General features: G+C 73.9%; 12 protein-coding genes. 5 read left to right on the top strand and 7 right to left on the bottom strand.

Translation table 11 applies throughout. The features are described from left to right. Positions 1 to 43 precede the first annotated feature (43 nt). On the bottom strand, positions 44 to 1075 hold the full coding sequence (locus tag ABT006_RS09780) for a 3-isopropylmalate dehydrogenase (RefSeq protein ID WP_350704749.1): 1032 nt from the start codon (positions 1073 to 1075) through the stop codon (positions 44 to 46). 221 nt (positions 1076 to 1296) lie between these two features. On the opposite strand from ABT006_RS09780, the gene ABT006_RS09775 reads away from it, so the two are divergent. Both ABT006_RS09775 and ABT006_RS09770 read left to right on the top strand, forming a co-directional pair. Further along, entirely contained in the window at positions 1297 to 2142 is an 846-nt protein-coding gene (locus ABT006_RS09775; protein WP_350704747.1) for an FAD:protein FMN transferase, read from the top strand. A gap of 384 nt (positions 2143 to 2526) precedes the next feature. Then, positions 2527 to 2883, top strand: coding sequence for a hypothetical protein (locus tag ABT006_RS09770; RefSeq protein ID WP_350704745.1), 357 nt, complete (start codon positions 2527 to 2529; stop codon positions 2881 to 2883). Between the two features lie 60 nt (positions 2884 to 2943). Here ABT006_RS09770 and serA read toward each other — a convergent pair whose 3' ends face one another. The 5 genes from serA to ABT006_RS09745 form a co-directional block, all read right to left on the bottom strand. Next, the gene (gene serA, locus ABT006_RS09765) at positions 2944 to 4542 is read right to left on the bottom strand and encodes a phosphoglycerate dehydrogenase (RefSeq protein WP_350704744.1); all 1599 of its coding nucleotides are present in this window, start codon (positions 4540 to 4542) and stop codon (positions 2944 to 2946) included. 405 nt (positions 4543 to 4947) lie between these two features. Continuing rightward, positions 4948 to 5961 (bottom strand): ketol-acid reductoisomerase, encoded by a 1014-nt coding sequence (gene ilvC, locus ABT006_RS09760; RefSeq protein ID WP_350704743.1) that lies wholly within the window; start codon positions 5959 to 5961, stop codon positions 4948 to 4950. 124 nt (positions 5962 to 6085) lie between these two features. After that, positions 6086 to 6601 carry an acetolactate synthase small subunit gene (ilvN, locus tag ABT006_RS09755; protein ID WP_089001623.1) on the bottom strand — a complete coding sequence of 172 codons (516 nt, stop codon included), beginning with the start codon at positions 6599 to 6601 and terminating at the stop codon, positions 6086 to 6088. Positions 6602 to 6674: 73 nt separating this feature from the next. After that, a complete protein-coding gene (locus ABT006_RS09750; RefSeq protein WP_350704741.1) occupies positions 6675 to 8561 on the bottom strand; it encodes an acetolactate synthase large subunit in 1887 nt (628 codons plus the stop codon). A gap of 188 nt (positions 8562 to 8749) precedes the next feature. Next, positions 8750 to 11194: a putative bifunctional diguanylate cyclase/phosphodiesterase gene (locus ABT006_RS09745; protein ID WP_502890903.1), complete on the bottom strand. Its 2445-nt coding sequence runs from the start codon at positions 11192 to 11194 to the stop codon at positions 8750 to 8752. A gap of 129 nt (positions 11195 to 11323) precedes the next feature. Here ABT006_RS09745 and ilvD point away from each other — a divergent pair, with 129 nt between their 5' ends. Beyond that, positions 11324 to 13171 (top strand): dihydroxy-acid dehydratase, encoded by a 1848-nt coding sequence (gene ilvD, locus ABT006_RS09740; RefSeq protein WP_350704737.1) that lies wholly within the window; start codon positions 11324 to 11326, stop codon positions 13169 to 13171. 137 nt (positions 13172 to 13308) lie between these two features. Here ilvD and ABT006_RS09735 read toward each other — a convergent pair whose 3' ends face one another. Next, a complete protein-coding gene (locus ABT006_RS09735; protein ID WP_350704735.1) occupies positions 13309 to 14502 on the bottom strand; it encodes an ROK family transcriptional regulator in 1194 nt (397 codons plus the stop codon). Between the two features lie 193 nt (positions 14503 to 14695). Between ABT006_RS09735 and ABT006_RS09730 the strand changes: the two genes are divergently transcribed. Beyond that, positions 14696 to 15424, top strand: coding sequence for an amino acid ABC transporter ATP-binding protein (locus ABT006_RS09730; RefSeq protein ID WP_350704733.1), 729 nt, complete (start codon positions 14696 to 14698; stop codon positions 15422 to 15424). Between the two features lie 17 nt (positions 15425 to 15441). Then, positions 15442 to 16395 carry a glutamate ABC transporter substrate-binding protein gene (locus ABT006_RS09725; RefSeq protein WP_350704731.1) on the top strand — a complete coding sequence of 318 codons (954 nt, stop codon included), beginning with the start codon at positions 15442 to 15444 and terminating at the stop codon, positions 16393 to 16395. The last annotated feature ends 4 nt before the right edge of the window (positions 16396 to 16399 follow it).

Below are 16399 nucleotides of genomic sequence, written 5' to 3'. Positions count from 1 at the left end.
CGGGCCTGGGGGGAGGCGCCCCGGTGGGGCGGGCCCGCCGGCCTCAGGAGGCGGCGTACCCGGCCAGCCGGTCGCCGACCTCCTCGGTGCGCAGCGGTACGCCCGGGGCCCGGCCGGCCAGCTCCGTGCCGACCGCGGCGGTGACCCGGGCCGCGGCGTCGGCGTGCCCGAGCTGGTCGAGCAGCAGCGCGGCCGAGAGCACGGCCGCCACCGGATCGGCCACGCCGCGCCCGGCGATGTCCGGCGCGGAGCCGTGCACCGGCTCGAACATCGAGGGGTAGGCCCCCTCGGGGTTGATGCTGCCGCTGGCCGCCAGCCCGATCCCGCCGGTGACCGCCGCGGCGATGTCGGTGAGGATGTCGCCGAACAGGTTGTCGGTGACCACCACGTCGTAGCGCTGCGGCTGGGTGACCAGGAACATCGCGGCGGCGTCGACGTGCTGGTACTCCGTGGTCACGTCGGGGTGCTCGGCGGCGACGGCCTCGAACGCGCGCGCCCACAGCGAGCCGGCGTGGGTGAGCACGTTGGTCTTGTGCACCAGGGTGACCTTGCGCCGCTCGCGGCGCGCGGCGCGGGCGAAGGCGTCGCGGATCACCCGCTCCACCCCGTGCCGCGTGTTCAGGCTCTCCTCGGTGGCGACCTCGGCGGGGGTGCCGCGGTGCAGCGCGCCACCGGCGCCCGCGTACAGGCCCTCGGTGCCCTCGCGCACCACCACCAGGTCGACCTCGCCGGGCTTGACGCTGGCCAGCGGCCCGGCCACGCCGGGCCAGAGCCGCGCCGGCCGCAGGTTGACGTACTGGTCGAAGGCGAACCGCAGCTTGAGCAGCAGGCCCCGCTCCAGCACGCCCGGCGGCACGGTGGGGTCGCCGACCGCACCGAGCAGGATGGCGTCGTGCCCGGCCAGCTCGCCCAGCACCGAGTCGGGCAGCACCTCGCCGGTGCGGTGCCAGCGGGCGGCGCCGAGGTCGTACTCGGTAGTCTCCACCCCCGGGAGCACGGCGTCGATGACCTTGCGGGCCTGCGCGACCACCTCGGGTCCGATCCCGTCCCCGGCCACCACCGCGATCCGTGCCACGTCCTGCGCTCCTTCGCCTCGCCGTTGGGTCCGACCGTACGCCGCTGTCCCGCCTCCCGGTACGAAGGTTCCATCATTCGGGAAACCGAGATGCACAGGAGGCTCTCAGGTGACATTCATGGTGGGGTCATCTCCGCTGCCTAGCGTGGTGACGAGCGGGTCACGGGGGCCCGCGACGGCACCGCGACGACGCGGCCCGCCGGCAGCGAGGGAGCACTGTCATGCGGATCGACCAGCAGCAACGGACCCGCTGGGTGGACCAGCCGGCCTTCCAGCCCCGCCGGCCGGACCTGCGGCTCGGCGCCCGTAGCCACCGCGTCGACCGCCCCGGCGCGGCCACCGACGACCGGATCGCCGTCCAGCACACCGTGCGGACCTCGACGGCGGAATACTCGCTGCTGCTCAACGCGCCCGAGTGGCTGGGCCGCCGGGGCGTCGGGGACGCGCTGCGCGACGCGGTGGCGGAACTGCGGGCCATCGACCTCACCTACGGCCCGAGCCGGCCCGAGAGCCTGGTCTCCCGGCTGCGCCGCGGCGAGATCAGCCCCGAGTCGTACCCCCCGCTGGCCGACCTGGTCGACCGCTGCGCGGCGATGCGGGCGGCCACCGACGGCTGGTTCGACGCCTGGGCGGTGCCCGGCGGCTTCGACCCGGGCGGCCTGCTCGGCGGGTGGGCGGTCGAGCGCGCCGCCGCCCGGCTGCGCGCCGCCGGCATCCACGACTACGCCGTGCTCACCGGCGCCGACCTGGTCGTACGCGGGCACGCGGCGCACGGCGGCCCGTGGCGGGTGGCGGTGCACCACCCGACGGATCGGCGCCGCGCGCCGCTGGTGCTGGAGATGACGGCGGGCGCGGTCGGCACGTCCGGGGTGAGCGGCCGGCAGGGGCACGTGGTGGACCCGCACACGGGCGAGCCGGCCGAGCAGTTGGTCGCCGCGACGGTGGTCGGCCCCGACCTCGCCGTCGCCGACGCCTACGCCACCGCGCTCTACGCCGCCGGTCCGGCCGGCCTCGTCTGGTTCCGCAACGGGTCGGACTACCGCGCGCTCTTCGCCCACCGCCGCTGAGCCGCCGCCCGGTGCCGTGCGGTCGGCCGGGTGCCGTGCGGTCGGCCGGGTGCCGCCCGGTCGCGCCGAGCCGCCCGGCGGCGGGCGATGCGGAGGCCCGGTAAGCGCGATCGGCCCCCACGGTCTCGGCAACGACCGTGAGGGCCGGTCAGCGACGAATGCGCGTGGCTCGCGCAATCGAGGGGTGCGGGCCGGTCGGCCGGACGTCGACCTCGCCACCCGAAGACGGGCCTACGCCGCGAGCTCGGCCAGTGACCGCACCGGTACGCTAGCGAATCGACGTAACTCGACGCAAGGGTCTCCACACCGGACCGTCGCGGCACGGAAAGGCCCATCGGCGGGGTGATTTCGACGGGGTGAACGGCGGATGGCACGCTGTCCGCCGTGAGTTTCGATCTGAGCGTGTGGGCCCTGGCGGACGGGGCGACACCCGAGGACGTGCGGGCCGCGGTGCGGCGCTGCCGGCAGGGGCAGCACGTCGAGCGCCACCCGGATCCGCGGGTGGTGGCGTTCTACCGGGCGATCACCACCAGCTATCCGGACCGGCCCGCCGGGCGGGACACCCCGTGGGCGGTGGCGCCGCTGCACGCGGCGAACGACCACGTCGAGCTGAACCTGCACCCGACCTGTCCGGACCAGGTGCTGCTCGACATCGAGCGGCTGGCCGGCGAGCACGACCTGATGCTCTTCGACGCCCAGGACGGCTCGGTCTACCCGCCACCGGCGCGCCTGCCCGGCTGACGCCCGGCGGACGACGAAGGGCCCGGCGGAATCGCCGGGCCCCCGTTGTCGTGCGTCAGCTCACTCGTCGCGCAGGTCGGCGGCGCTGGCCGCGACCGCCCCGATCGAGTCCGCCGCGGAGGTGAGCAGGTCCGCGCCGAGCGCCTGGTCCACCGTGAGGGTCATCAGCGTCTCGCCGCCGGCCTCCCGGCGGGCCACCTGCATCGCCGCGATGTTGATGCCGGCCTCGCCGAGCAGGGTGCCGACGGTGCCCACGACGCCCGGCCGGTCGACGTAGCGGAGGAAGACGAGGATGCCCTCCGCGCCGATCTCCACGTCGAAACCGTCCACCTCGGTCAGCTTGAGGACGTCCCGCGTGCCCGCCTGGGTGACCGTGCCGGAGACGCTGACCGTACGCCCGTCGGGCAGCGCGCCCCGGACGGTGACCAGGTCGGGGTGGTCGACCGTCTCGGCCTGGGTGACCAGGCTGACCTCGACGCCTCGCTCGGCCGCCAGGTGCGGGGCGTTGACGTAGGTCACCTGCTCCTCGACCACCGAGCTGAACAGCCCCTTGGTGGCGGCGAGCTTGAGCACCGACACGTCGTGGTTGGCGATCTCGCCGCGCACCTCGACGGTGACGCTGGCGGCGACCCCGCCCGCGACGGCGGTGAAGGCCCGGCCGAGCTTCTCGGCCAGCGGCAGCAGCGGCCGGACGTCCTCGGCGACGACGCCGCCGGCCTGCACGTTCACCGCGTCCGGCACGAACTCGCCCTGGAGCGCCAGCTTGACGCTCTTGGCCACGGCCAGACCGGCCTTGTCCTGCGCCTCGGCGGTGGAGGCGCCCAGGTGCGGGGTCGCCACCACGTTGTCGAAGGCGAACAGCGGCGAGGAGGTGCAGGGCTCCTTGGCGTAGACGTCCACGCCCGCGCCGGCGACCCGGCCCTCGGCGATGGCGTCGGCCAGGGCCTGCTCGTCGACCAGCCCGCCGCGGGCGGCGTTGACGATCCGGACGCCGGGCTTGACGACGGCCAGCTCCTTCTCACCGATCAGGCCGACGGTCTCCGGGGTCTTCGGCAGGTGGATGGAGATGAAGTCGCTCTCCCGCAGCAGCTCGTCCAGGCCCACCAGGCGGACGCCGAGCTGGGCGGCGCGCGCCGGCTGGATGTACGGGTCGTACGCGATCAGCCGGGTGCCGAAGGCGGCGATCCGCTGCGCGAAGAGCACGCCGATGCGGCCGAGCCCGACCACGCCGACGGTCTTGCCCTGGATCTCCACGCCGGTGTACTTCGACCGCTTCCACTCCCCCGCCTTCAGCGCGGCGCTGGCGCTGGCGGTGTTGCGGGCCACGGCCAGCAGGAGCGCGACGGCCTGCTCGGCGGCGGAGACGATGTTGGAGGTGGGGGCGTTGACGACCATGACGCCCCGCGCGGTGGCGGCCGGTACCTCGACGTTGTCCAGGCCCACACCCGCCCGGGCGACGACCTTCAGCCGCGGCGCGGCGGCGATCGCCTCGGCGTCGATCTGGGTGGCGCTGCGCACGATGACGGCGTCGGCCTCGGAGAGCGCCGAGAGCAGGGCCGGACGGTCGGTGCCGTCGACGTGGCGGACGTCGAAGTCGTGGGCGAGCACCTCGATGGCGGCGGGAGCGAGTTCTTCGGCGATCAGTACGACAGGGGTCATTGGTCCTCGTAGTTGTCGTCAGAGCGGGTAGGCCGGGCTGCGGGACGCCGCGCTGCGCCCTGCACTGATCCGTGCCATGGCCGTCAGGTGCCGGCTACGCACCTACCCGCGATCGTAGGGGGCCGGCCGGCCGGCATGTCCCGGACCGTGGGGTGAGTGCCCTCACAACAGGTGACGACCTGCCGGTGAACGGCGCACGACGGGGCGCCCGCGCCGCCTCGGCGAGGCGGGCGAGGTCCGTTCGGGGCGGGTGGCTCCGGCTCGGATCGGCCGGGTGGCGCCGGCGCGGCGAGCGGTGTCGGTGGGTGGCGTCGGCACGGCGAGCGGTGTCGGTGGGTGGCGGAAAGGAGGCGGCCCGGCCGGGCGCCGGGGAGAGCGCCCGGGCCGGGCCGCCGGGGGTGTTCGTCAGGCGGTCTCGGTGATCGGGCGGTCGACCCAGCTCATCATGCCGCGCAGCTTGCGGCCGGTCTCCTCGATCGGGTGCGCCGCGCCCTCGGCCTGCCACTTGCTGAAGTTCGGCCGGCCGGCCTCGTCCTCGGCGACCCACTCCCGGGCGAACTCGCCGGACTGGACCTCGCTGAGGATCTTGCGCATCTCCTCCTTGACCCGGGCGTCGATGACGCGCGGCCCGCGGGAGAGGTCGCCGTACTCGGCCGTGTCCGAGATGCTGTAGCGCATCTTGGCGATGCCGCCCTCGTACATGAGGTCGACGATGAGCTTCAGCTCGTGCAGGCACTCGAAGTACGCCACCTCGGGGGCGTAGCCCGCCTCGGTGAGCACCTCGAAGCCGGTCTGCACGAGCGCCGCCGCACCGCCGCAGAGCACCGCCTGCTCGCCGAAGAGGTCGGTCTCGGTCTCCTCGGTGAAGGTGGTCTTGATCGCGCCGGCCCGGGTGCCGCCGATGCCCTTGGCGTACGACAGGGCCAGGGCGAGCGCGTTGCCGCTGGAGTCCTGCTCGACGGCGACCAGGCAGGGCACGCCCTTGCCGTCGGCGTACTGGCGGCGCACGAGGTGACCGGGGCCCTTCGGGGCGACCATCGCCACGTCGACGTCGGCCGGCGGCTTGATCAGGCCGTAGCGGATGTTGAAGCCGTGGCCGAAGAAGAGGGCCTTGCCCGGCTTCAGGTTCGGCGCGATCGAGTCGGCGTAGAGGCGGCGCTGGGCCGTGTCCGGCGCCAGGATCATGATGACGTCGGCCTCGGCCGCCGCCTCGGCCGGCGTGACCACCCGCAGGCCCTGCTCCTCCGCCTTGGCCCGGCTCTTGGAGCCCTCCGGCAGACCGATCACCACGTCGACGCCGGAGTCGCGCAGCGACAGCGCGTGCGCGTGGCCCTGGCTGCCGTAGCCGATCACGGCGACCTTCCGGCCCTGGATCAGGCCCAGGTCGGCGTCGTCGTCGTAGTACACCTCAACGCTCATGATTTTCCCTTTCGTACGGCGGCCCGGGCGGCCCGTCGTGGATCTGTGCGAATGGCGGTTTCCGGCGGCGCGCCGCGCCGGCCAGGTGGGCGGGTCGGGCGGCGCGTCGCGTGGGCGGCCGGGGTCAGGCGGCCCGGAGCGAGGGCCCGGCGGTGATGGAACGCGAGCCGCGCCCGATCGCCACCAGCCCCGACTGGACCATCTCCTTGATGCCGAAGGGCTCGAGGTCGCGCAGCAGCGCGTCGAGCTTGTCCGGCGTGCCGGTGGCCTCGATGGTCAGCGTGTCCGGTGCCACGTCGACCACCCGGGCCCGGAACAGGCCGACCGTCTCCAGGACCTGGGCCCGGGCCGCGCGGTCGGCGCGCACCTTGACCAGGAGCAGTTCCCGGGCGACCGAGACCTGCGGGTCCAGCTCGACGATCTTGAGCACGTTGACCAGCTTGTTGAGCTGTTTCGTCACCTGCTCCAGCGGGGACGACTCGGCGTTGACCACGATGGTGATCCGGGAGACGTCCGGGTTCTCGGTCTCGCCGACGGCGAGGCTGTCGATGTTGAAGCCACGCCGGGAGAACAGGCCGGAGACGCGGGCCAGGACGCCCGGCTTGTTCTCCACCAGCACGGACAGGGTGTGCATCGTCATGCCACGACCTCGCTGCGCACGGTCGCGTCCTGACGCGGGTGGGGGCGGAACCGGATGATTCGCTCGCTCATGGTCAGAGTTCGTCCTCGTCGAAGGCGGGGCGGACGCCCCGGGCGAACATGATCTCGTCGTTGCTGGTGCCGGCGGCGACCATCGGCCACACCATGGCGTCCTTGCCGACCACGAAGTCGATGACCACCGGGGCGTCGTTGATGGCCATCGCGGCCTCGATGGTCTTGTCGACGTCCTCCGCGTTCTCGCAGCGCAGGCCGACGCAGCCGAGCGCCTCGGCGAGCTTCACGAAGTCGGGGATGCGGTGCTTGTGGGTGCCGAGGTCGGTGTTGGAGTAGCGCTCCCCGTAGAAGAGGGTCTGCCACTGCCGCACCATGCCGAGGTTGCCGTTGTTGATCAGGGCGATCTTGACCGGGATGCCCTCCAGCGCGCAGGTGGCCAACTCCTGGTTGGTCATCTGGAAGCAGCCGTCGCCGTCGACCGCCCAGACCACCGTGTCCGGCTTGCCGACCTTGGCGCCCATCGCCGCCGGCACCGCGTAGCCCATCGTGCCGAGGCCGCCGGAGTTCAACCAGGTGTACGGCTTCTCGTACGAGATGAACTGGGAGGCCCACATCTGGTGCTGCCCGACCCCGGCGACGTAGATCGCGTCCGGGCCGGCGATCTCGCCGAGCCGCTTGATCACGTACTGCGGGGAGAGGGTGCCGTCGGCCGGCTCCTCGTAGCCCAGCGGGTAGCGCCGGCGCAGGTCGTCGAGCTGGGTCCACCAGTCGGCGGTGTCGGCGCGGTGGCCGGCCGACTGCTCGGTGGTCACCGCCGCGATCAGCTCGTCGATGACGTGCCGGGCGTCCCCGACGATCGGGACGTCGGCGTGCCGGTTCTTCCCGATCTCGGCCGGGTCGATGTCGGCGTGCACCACCGTCGCGTCCGGGGCGAACGAGTCCAGCTTGCCGGTGACCCGGTCGTCGAAGCGCGCGCCCAGGGCCACGATCAGGTCGGCCTTCTGCAACCCGTAGACGGCGGCGACCGTGCCGTGCATGCCGGGCATGCCCAGGTGCTGCGGGTGCGAGTCGGGGAACGCGCCCAGCGCCATCAGCGTGGTGACCACCGGGATCCCGGTCAGCTCGGCCAGCCGGCGCAGCCCCTCGGTGGCGCCGGCCTTGAGCACGCCGCCGCCGACGTAGAGCACCGGGCGGCGGGCGGAGGTCATCAGGCGGGCCGCCTCGCGGATCTGCTTGCCGTGCGGGTGCAGGGTCGGCCGGTAGCCCGGCAGGTCCAGCGTCGGCGGCCAGGTGAAGGTGGTGGGCGCCTGGAGGACGTCCTTGGGGATGTCGACCAGGACCGGCCCGGGCCGGCCGGTGGCGGCCAGGTGGAACGCCTCGGCCAGCACCCGCGGGATCTCCTCGGCGTTCTGCACGAGGAAGTTGTGCTTGGTGATCGGCAGCGTGATGCCCTGGATGTCCGCCTCCTGGAAGGCGTCCGTGCCGATCGCCGGCCGCGCGACCTGGCCGGTGATCGCCACCATCGGCACCGAGTCCATGTACGCGTCGGCGATCGGGGTGACCAGGTTCGTCGCGCCGGGGCCGGAGGTGGCCATGCACACGCCGACCCGGCCGGTCGCCTGGGCGTAGCCGGTCGCCGCGTGCCCGGCGCCCTGCTCGTGACGGACCAGGATGTGCCGGACCGTGGAGTCGTAGAGCGGGTCGTACGCCGGCAGGATCGCGCCGCCCGGAATGCCGAAGACGACGTCGACGCCGAGCGCCTCGAGGGACCGCACGAGCGAGCCGGCTCCGGAGACCTGGGCCGTGGCGGGCGTGCGTACCCCCGGGACGGCCGGGGTGGCCGCGGCGCGGGTGGCGCCGGCGTGGTCGGCGTCGGTCGCCGGCTCGGCGGCCGGGCGGGCGCGCCGGGCGGAGTGGGCGAGTGTCTCTGGCGTGGGTCTCGTCATTGCGGTTCAGCCCCTCGGCTGGAGTGGGTGCGGCTGTTCGAGCGGTGTGACGCGGGGCACGGGGCCCCCGTCGATGGGTTCGACGGCAACAAAAAAGCCCTCGTGCAGGTTGCACGGGGCCGGCGCACTCTCGACAGGGAGAGTGCGCTCAGGTAAGTACTCGCAGCGACCGGTACGACGACATGCGGTCAAGCCTGACGCATCTCACGCGATGAGTCAACTGATCCCACATGCTGGTTAACGGAGGGCGGAGATTCACCCGTCCGAGGGGCCTGCGCACCCCGCTCCACCTGCCCGGACTCGGGCTCGGGCAGGCGCGGGGCGGGCACCGTCGGCAGCCGCCGCGGCGGCGGGACCGGCGAGCCGGAGGTGGGGGCCGTCGGCAGCCGCCGGGGCGGCGACACGGGCGGGGCCGGGGCGGGGGCCGGCCGGGCGCCAGGGGACGTGGCCGCCTTCAGCATCGCCCCCAGGTGCTCGGCCGGTACGCCCCAGCCGGACAGCGCGCCCTGGCCGAAGCGGCAGCCGGCGGCGACCACGGCGGCCAGCTCGGTGCGGGTGGTCACCCCCTCGGCGATGACCTCCAGGCCGAGCTGGTGACCGAGCCGCATGACGATGTCGACCATCGGCGCGAAGGCCGGGCCGTCCCGGCCCACCGGCCGCACCGGCTCGTGCTCGGCGACCAGGCTGTGGTCGATCTTGAGGATGTCGATCGGCAGGCGCCGTAGCTGCCCCAGCGAGGAATAGCCGGCACCGAAGTCGTCCAGCGCGATCCGGACGCCGGTCAGCCGCAGCGCGGTCAGCCGCCGGATCAGCTCGTCCAGGTCGGTCGCGACGGCGTGCTCGGTGACCTCCAGCACCAGCCGCTGCGGCGGCACGTGGTGAGCGCGCAGCGCCTCGGCGACCTGGACCACGTACTCCGGGGCGTGCAGCTCGCGCGGCGAGACGTTGACGGAGACCCAGACGTCGTGGCCGTCGGCCAGCCAGCGGGAGAGCTGGTAGCAGGCCTGGTGCAGCACCCAGGCGCCCAGCTTGGCGATCATCCCGCACTCCTCGGCCAGCGGGATGAACTCGTCGGGGCGGACGTTGCCCAGCGCCGGGTGGCGCCAGCGCAGCAGCGCCTCCGCGCCGACCGGGCGCACCGAGGGCAGCGAGGCCACCGGCTGGAACACCAGCCGCAGCTCGTCGCGCTCGATCGCGCCGCGCAGCTCGTGTTCGAGCGTGGTGCGCCGGCGCAGCAACTGGTCGTACTCGGCGTCGTAGCGCTCGATCCGGTTCTTGCCGCGCTGCTTGGCGTAGCGCAGCGCCAGGTCGGCGTGGCGCTGCAGCAGCTCCACGTCGGGCTCCCCGGCCCAGCCCGCCAACCCGATGCTCACCGAGAGGAAGACCGGCCCCTCGGGCTGGTCGTAGGCGCGGCCGAGCACGCCGAGCAGGCGCTCGGCGACCCGGTCCGCGTCGGCCGGGCAGCCGTGCATCAGCACCGCGAACTCGTCGCCGCCGAGCCGGGCCGCCACGTCGCCCGGGCGCAGGTTGCCGCGCAGCCGCCGGCCCACCTCGGCCAGCACCGCGTCGCCGACGTCGTGACCACGCATGTCGTTGACGTTCTTGAAGCCGTCGAGGTCGAGGCCGAGCAGCACGCAGGGCGTGCCGGCCTCGGCGCAGCGGTGCAGCGCCCGCAGCAGCCCCCGCCGGTTGGCCAGGCCGGTCAGCGGATCGGTGTGCGCCAACTCACGGAAGTGCGCCTCGCGCTCCACGAGCCGCCGGGCGTAGCCGCGCACGTCGTGCAGCGTCAGGTACTGCCGGGCCACCAGGGCGAAGCCCTCGACGCTGCCGGCGACGATGCCGAGCGCGTCGAACCGGCCGTCCTGGAGGAGGTGGTACATCGCCGAGGCGGCCATCGCGAACATCGGGACGAACGCGTGGTCGCCGTCGCGGCGGATCAGGTCGAGGTCGGCCTGGCCGGCCGCGTCCACCCGCCGGGCGGCCAGCGCGGCGGCGCCCAGGCCGGCGGCGAGCGCCCCCGCCCCGGCCAGCGCCACTTCCGGCCCGGCCTGGCAGAGGCCGGTGGCGACGCCGAGCCCGCCGCAGGTCACCATGGTGGCCCCGGCGCCGAGACCGGCGAGGAACCGGCGCGGGGGCGGGGCGCGGAACGCCACGACGAGGGCGGTCCCGGCGGTCAGGGCCGCGCTGACCGTGGCCAGCAGGATCGGCGGGCAGGCCAGCGGGGTGACGTCGCCGAGCAGCCGGGTGGGCTCGGAGAACAGCACCCAGCCGACGAACCAGAACGCGGCCGCCATCACCACGCCGTCGAGCGCCAGGCGCACCGTGGCCGCCCCCGACGCGGCCACGCCGGGCAGCCGGAGCAGCCCTGCGGCGAAGAGCAGCCCGCTGACCGCCGTGCCGACCGCGACGACGCTGGCCCAGCCCGTACGCGGGTCCGGCCCGTGCGCCCCGTGCCCGGCGGCGGCGAACGCCACGGCGAGCCCGACCAGCAGGCCGGCCAGCGCGACCGCGGACGCCGCGGCGAGCAGCGCGTGCGCCTGCCGGTGCGGCCCGGACCGCCGCCGGGCGTCGGCGGCCGACAGCGCGCTGGCCGCCGCCGCGACCAGCCCGCACAGCACCGCTGCCGCGACCATGCCCGGGGGGAGATGCACGTCCCCAACTGTGCCGGATGAGGGTCCCGCGTGGGGCCCCGGGTGTGCATCCTTTGGGACACGGCGCGCGCCCCCGGCGGGTGCTCCGGCGGCGGTGCAACACTGGTAGGCATGCCTGAGCTGCGGTCGAAGACCTCCACGCACGGTCGGACGATGGCCGGCGCCCGGGCCCTGTGGCGGGCCACCGGGATGACCGACGACGACTTCGGCAAGCCGATCGTCGCCATCGCCAACAGCTTCACCCAGTTCGTACCCGGTCACGTGCACCTCAAGGACCTCGGCGGCCTGGTCGCCGAGGCGGTCGCCGAGGCCGGCGGGGTGGGCCGCGAGTTCAACACCATCGCGGTGGACGACGGCATCGCCATGGGCCACGGCGGCATGCTCTACTCCCTGCCCAGCCGGGAGTTGATCGCCGACGCCGTCGAGTACATGGTCAACGCGCACTGCGCCGACGCCCTGGTCTGCATCTCCAACTGCGACAAGATCACCCCGGGCATGCTGCTGGCCGCACTGCGGCTGAACATCCCGACCGTCTTCGTCTCCGGCGGGCCGATGGAGGCCGGCAAGACGGTGGCGATCGAGGGCGTGGTGCACTCCAAGATCGATCTGATCGACGCGATGGTCGCGGCCTCCAACGAGGCCGTGACCGAGGACCAGCTCGGCGCCATCGAGCGGTCGGCCTGCCCGACCTGCGGCTCCTGCTCCGGCATGTTCACCGCCAACTCGATGAACTGCCTCACCGAGGCGATCGGGCTGGCCCTGCCGGGCAACGGCTCGACGCTGGCCACCCACGCCGCGCGCCGGTCGCTCTTCGTCGAGGCCGGCCGCACCGCCGTGGAGATCGCCAAGCGGTGGTACGACGGCGACGACGCCTCCGTGCTGCCCCGCGCGATCGCCGGCCGGGCCGCGTTCGAGAACGCCGTCGCCCTGGACGTGGCGATGGGCGGCTCGACCAACACGATCCTGCACCTGCTCGCCGCCGCCCGGGAGGCCGAGCTGGACTTCGACGTCGCCGACATCGACGCGATCTCCCGCCGGGTTCCCTGCCTGGCCAAGGTCGCGCCGAACTCCCCGCAGTACCACATGGAGGACGTGCACCGGGCCGGTGGCATCCCGGCCATCCTCGGCGAGCTGGACCGGGCCGGCCTGCTCAACCGCGACGTGCACGCGGTGCACTCCCCCAGCCTGGAGCGCTGGCTGGCCGACTGGGACGTCCGGGGCGGCTCGCCGACGCCGGAGGCGGTCGAGCTGTTCCACGCCGCGCCCGGCGGGGTGCGCACCACCGAGCCGTTCTCCACCACCAACCGCTGGTCGTCGCTGGACACCGACGCGGCCGGCGGCTGCGTCCGGGACCTCGCCCATGCCTACAGCGCCGACGGCGGGCTGGCCATCCTGCACGGCAACCTGGCCCCGGACGGCTGCGTGGTGAAGACCGCCGGGGTGCCCGAGGAGTGCCTGACCTTCCGTGGCCCCGCCAAGGTCTACGAGTCCCAGGACGACGCCGTGTCGGCGATCCTCGCCAAGGAGGTCGTCGCCGGCGACGTGGTGGTGATCCGCTACGAGGGGCCGAAGGGCGGCCCCGGCATGCAGGAGATGCTCTACCCCACCTCCTTCCTGAAGGGCCGGGGGCTGGGCCGGGCCTGCGCGCTGCTCACCGACGGGCGCTTCTCCGGCGGCACCTCCGGCCTCTCCATCGGGCACGTCTCCCCCGAGGCCGCCTCCGGCGGGCTGATCGCGCTCGTCGAGCCCGGCGACGAGGTCGTCATCGACATCCCGGGCCGCTCGATCGAGCTGAACGTGGCCCCCGACGTGCTGGAAGCACGCCGGATCGCCCAGGAGAAGCGCGACCGGCCGTACACCCCGGTCGACCGGCAGCGGCCGGTGTCCGCGGCGCTGCGCGCGTACGCCTCGATGGCGACCTCGGCCAGCGACGGCGCCTACCGCCGCGTCCCCGAGTAGCGCCCCGGCCCGTACCGGCAGGGCGCCCGGCCGGCCGAGCTGGTCGGCCGGGCGCCGGAGCACGTGCTCGCCACGCGCGGACCGACGTTCCGGGCGACGCCCGGCTCACGCCGACCCGCCCGGGTCCGAAACCGGCGTCAGGACGGGTCCACGACCCGGTCGATGACCAGGTGCGCCGCGCCCATGATGCTGACGTCCGGGCCGGCGACCACCCGCTCGATGAGCAGCGCCTCGGTGGCCAGCGGCAGGCAGCGCTCGTAGAGGGTCGCCCGCATGCTGGCCAACAACGGCTCGCACTCGGCGAGCCGGCCGCCGATCGCGACGACCTGCGGGTTGAAGAAGTTGACCACCACGGCGAGGATCTCGCCGATCGCCCGGCCGGCGCGACGGGCGAGGGCGGTGGCGTGCCGGTCACCGTCCTCGATCAGCCGCATCACGCCGGTCAGGTCGTCGACCGGCACGTCCTGCTCCCGCAGGGCGGCGACCAGGGCCGCCCCGCTGGCCACCGCCTCCAGGCAGCCGGTGTTGCCGCAGCTGCACAGCGGCGCCGCGTCGGCCACCACCCGGCAGTGGCTGATGTCCCCGGCGGAGCCCTGGGCGCCCCGGTGCAGCGCCCCGCCGGAGATGACCCCTGCGCCGATGCCGGTGCCGGCCTTGACGTAGACCGCATGGTCCAGATGGGCGTGGGCGGCCCGGTGCGCCCCGAGCGCCATGAGGTTGGCGTCGTTGTCCACGATGACCGGTACGTCCGTGCGCTGTGCACAGAAGGCACCGACGTCGAAGCCGTTCCAACCGGGCATCCGGGAGGGGCTGACGATCCGGCCGGTGCCGGACTGCACCGGCCCGGGGATGCCGATCCCGATGCCCCGCAACGCGTCGACGCCGGCGGCGGAGCTTCCCCTTTGGCCGGGCACCGCCGGGTCGGCGGCGGGCACCAGCGCGGCGAGATCGTCGAGCAACGCGCCGAGCACGGCCTCGGGGCCGTCCTCGATGCGGACCGGCCGGGACCGGGCCTCGACCACCCGACCGGAGAGGTCGAGGGTGCCGAGCCGGGCGTGGTGCGCCCCGAGGTCGACGGCGCCGATCAGCGCGCCGCCGGTGGGCACCGCGAGCTGGCGGGGGCGTCGTCCACCCCGTGACTTGCCCGCCCCGGTCTCCTGGAGCAGCCCTTCGCTGATCAGGGCCTCGACCCGTTGGGAGACGGTGGACGGGGACAGCCCCGAGAGCCGGGCGAGGTCCGCACGACTGACCGCCGCCCCGCTGGCCACCAGCCGGAGCAGATCGCGTGGCCCGCCGCGGAGGCCGTCACGCGGGGCGTCGTCAATCGTCACGCCAGGTTCTTAGCATCCCAACTTTCTTCCGGCAACCTGTTGACTTGATTTGGTCGCTCGCATTAGATGAGCCGCGTTGGTTCGGCCAGCACAAATCTTTGTTCGGAGATCGCAGAAAGTGGGGCGAGCTGTGGCACCGACGACGGCAACCGGCCTCGCCGGGCGGACCGGGTCCACGCGCCCGGACCGGCCGATGGTGGCCGTCCGCGGCCTGCAGAAGTGGTTCGGCCCGCTGCACGTGCTCAAGGACATCGACCTGACCGTGGCCGCCGGCGAGGTGGTGGTCGTGGTCGGCCCGTCCGGCTCCGGCAAGTCGACCCTCTGCCGGTGCCTCAACCGCCTGGAGGTCGCCGGCGCCGGCGACGTCGAGATCGACGGCGAGCCCCTGCCGGCCGAGGGCCGCAAGCTGGCCCGGCTGCGCGCGGACGTCGGCATGGTCTTCCAGTCGTTCAACCTGTTCGGCCACCGGACGGTGCTCGACAACGTCACGCTCGGCCCCACCAAGGTCCGCCGGATCGCCAAGGCCGAGGCCCGCGAGCAGGCGCTGGCCCTGCTCGACCGGGTCGGCATCGCCGACAAGGCCGACCGCTACCCCGCGCAGCTCTCCGGCGGCCAGCAGCAGCGGGCGGCGATCGCCCGCGCCCTCGCGATGCGGCCCAAGGTGCTGCTCTTCGACGAGCCCACCTCGGCCCTCGACCCGGAGATGGTCAACGAGGTCCTGGACGTGATGGTCTCCCTCGCCGCCGAGGGCATGACCATGATCGTGGTGACCCACGAGATGGGCTTCGCCCGCCGCGCCGCCGACCGGGTCGTCTTCATGGACGACGGCCGGATCGTCGAGTCCGGCACCCCCGACGAGTTCTTCGCCGCCCCCCGCACCGAGCGGGCGCGCGACTTCCTTTCCAAGATCCTCCAGCACTGACCCCCGAGGAGGGTGGCATGTCGATTCTGCACAGGAACCTCACGCGACGCCGCGCGGTGACGATGGCCGCCACGGCGGTGGCCGTGGCGCTGGCCGCCGCCGGCTGCGGCGACGGCGGCTCCGGGCCGGCCGTGCCCGGCGGGCCGGGCGGCGAGAAGGTCGCCCAGTCGGTGTACGACGCCGCTCCCGTGGCCTCCGACGCCGAGATCCCGGCCGGCTCCACCATGGACCGGATCCGCAAGCAGGGCTACCTGACCATCGGCGGCTCGCTGGACGCCCCGCTGCTGTCCCAGCAGAACCCGGTCAGCGGCCAGATCGAGGGCTTCGACGCCGACATGGCCAAGCTGCTGGCCAAGTACATCATCGGCAAGCCCGAGGTGAAGACGGTGACCATCGGCACCCAGACCCGGGAGGCGATGCTCCAGGCGAAGTCGGTCGACGCCGTCTTCCAGACGTACACCATCACCCCGCAGCGGGCCACCCAGGTCGCCTTCGCCGGGCCGTACCTGACCTCCGGCCTGGCGGTCGCGGTGCGCAAGGACGAGACGGGCATCAAGGGCGTCCAGGACCTGGCCGGGAAGACGGTCATCGTCGGCGCGAACACCCCGGCGGTCACCGCGCTGCCCGCCGCCGCGCCCGGGTCGAAGCAGGTCGCGTTCGCCACCGACCCGCAGGCCGTGCAGGCGCTGCTGCAGAAGCGCGGCGACGCGTACGTGCAGGACTTCACGCTGCTCGCCTCGGGCGCCAAGGCGAACCCCGGGATGAAGGTGGTCGGCGAGCCGTTCACGACCGAGGCGTACGGCATCGGACTCAACCACGAGGACGCCCAGTTCAAGGAGTTCGTCAACAACTGGCTCAAGAAGATCCAGGCCGACGGCACCTGGGCGAAGGTGTGGGAGAGCACCCTCGGCTCGGTGGTGGAGGGCGGCGCGCCCACCCCGCCGGCGATCGGGTCCGTCGAGGGCTCCTGAGGAT

Origin of the sequence: Micromonospora sp. NPDC002717 (genome assembly GCF_040295705.1) — a bacterium.
Classification (GTDB): Bacteria; Actinomycetota; Actinomycetes; order Mycobacteriales; family Micromonosporaceae; genus Micromonospora.
Note: the sequence above shows the minus strand (reverse complement) of the source record. Positions and strands in the feature narration are given on the sequence as shown.

Coding starts and splice junctions, on each gene's coding strand:
- ABT006_RS09775 (WP_350704747.1), top strand. CDS start 1,297: ATGCGGATCGACCAGCAGCAACGGACCCGCTGGGTGGACCAGCCGGCC.
- serA (WP_350704744.1), bottom strand. CDS start 4,542: ATGACCCCTGTCGTACTGATCGCCGAAGAACTCGCTCCCGCCGCCATC.
- ilvC (WP_350704743.1), bottom strand. CDS start 5,961: ATGAGCGTTGAGGTGTACTACGACGACGACGCCGACCTGGGCCTGATC.
- ilvN (WP_089001623.1), bottom strand. CDS start 6,601: ATGACGATGCACACCCTGTCCGTGCTGGTGGAGAACAAGCCGGGCGTC.
- ABT006_RS09750 (WP_350704741.1), bottom strand. CDS start 8,561: ATGACGAGACCCACGCCAGAGACACTCGCCCACTCCGCCCGGCGCGCC.
- ABT006_RS09745 (WP_502890903.1), bottom strand. CDS start 11,194: ATGGTCGCGGCAGCGGTGCTGTGCGGGCTGGTCGCGGCGGCGGCCAGC.
- ilvD (WP_350704737.1), top strand. CDS start 11,324: ATGCCTGAGCTGCGGTCGAAGACCTCCACGCACGGTCGGACGATGGCC.
- ABT006_RS09730 (WP_350704733.1), top strand. CDS start 14,696: ATGGTGGCCGTCCGCGGCCTGCAGAAGTGGTTCGGCCCGCTGCACGTG.
- ABT006_RS09725 (WP_350704731.1), top strand. CDS start 15,442: ATGTCGATTCTGCACAGGAACCTCACGCGACGCCGCGCGGTGACGATG.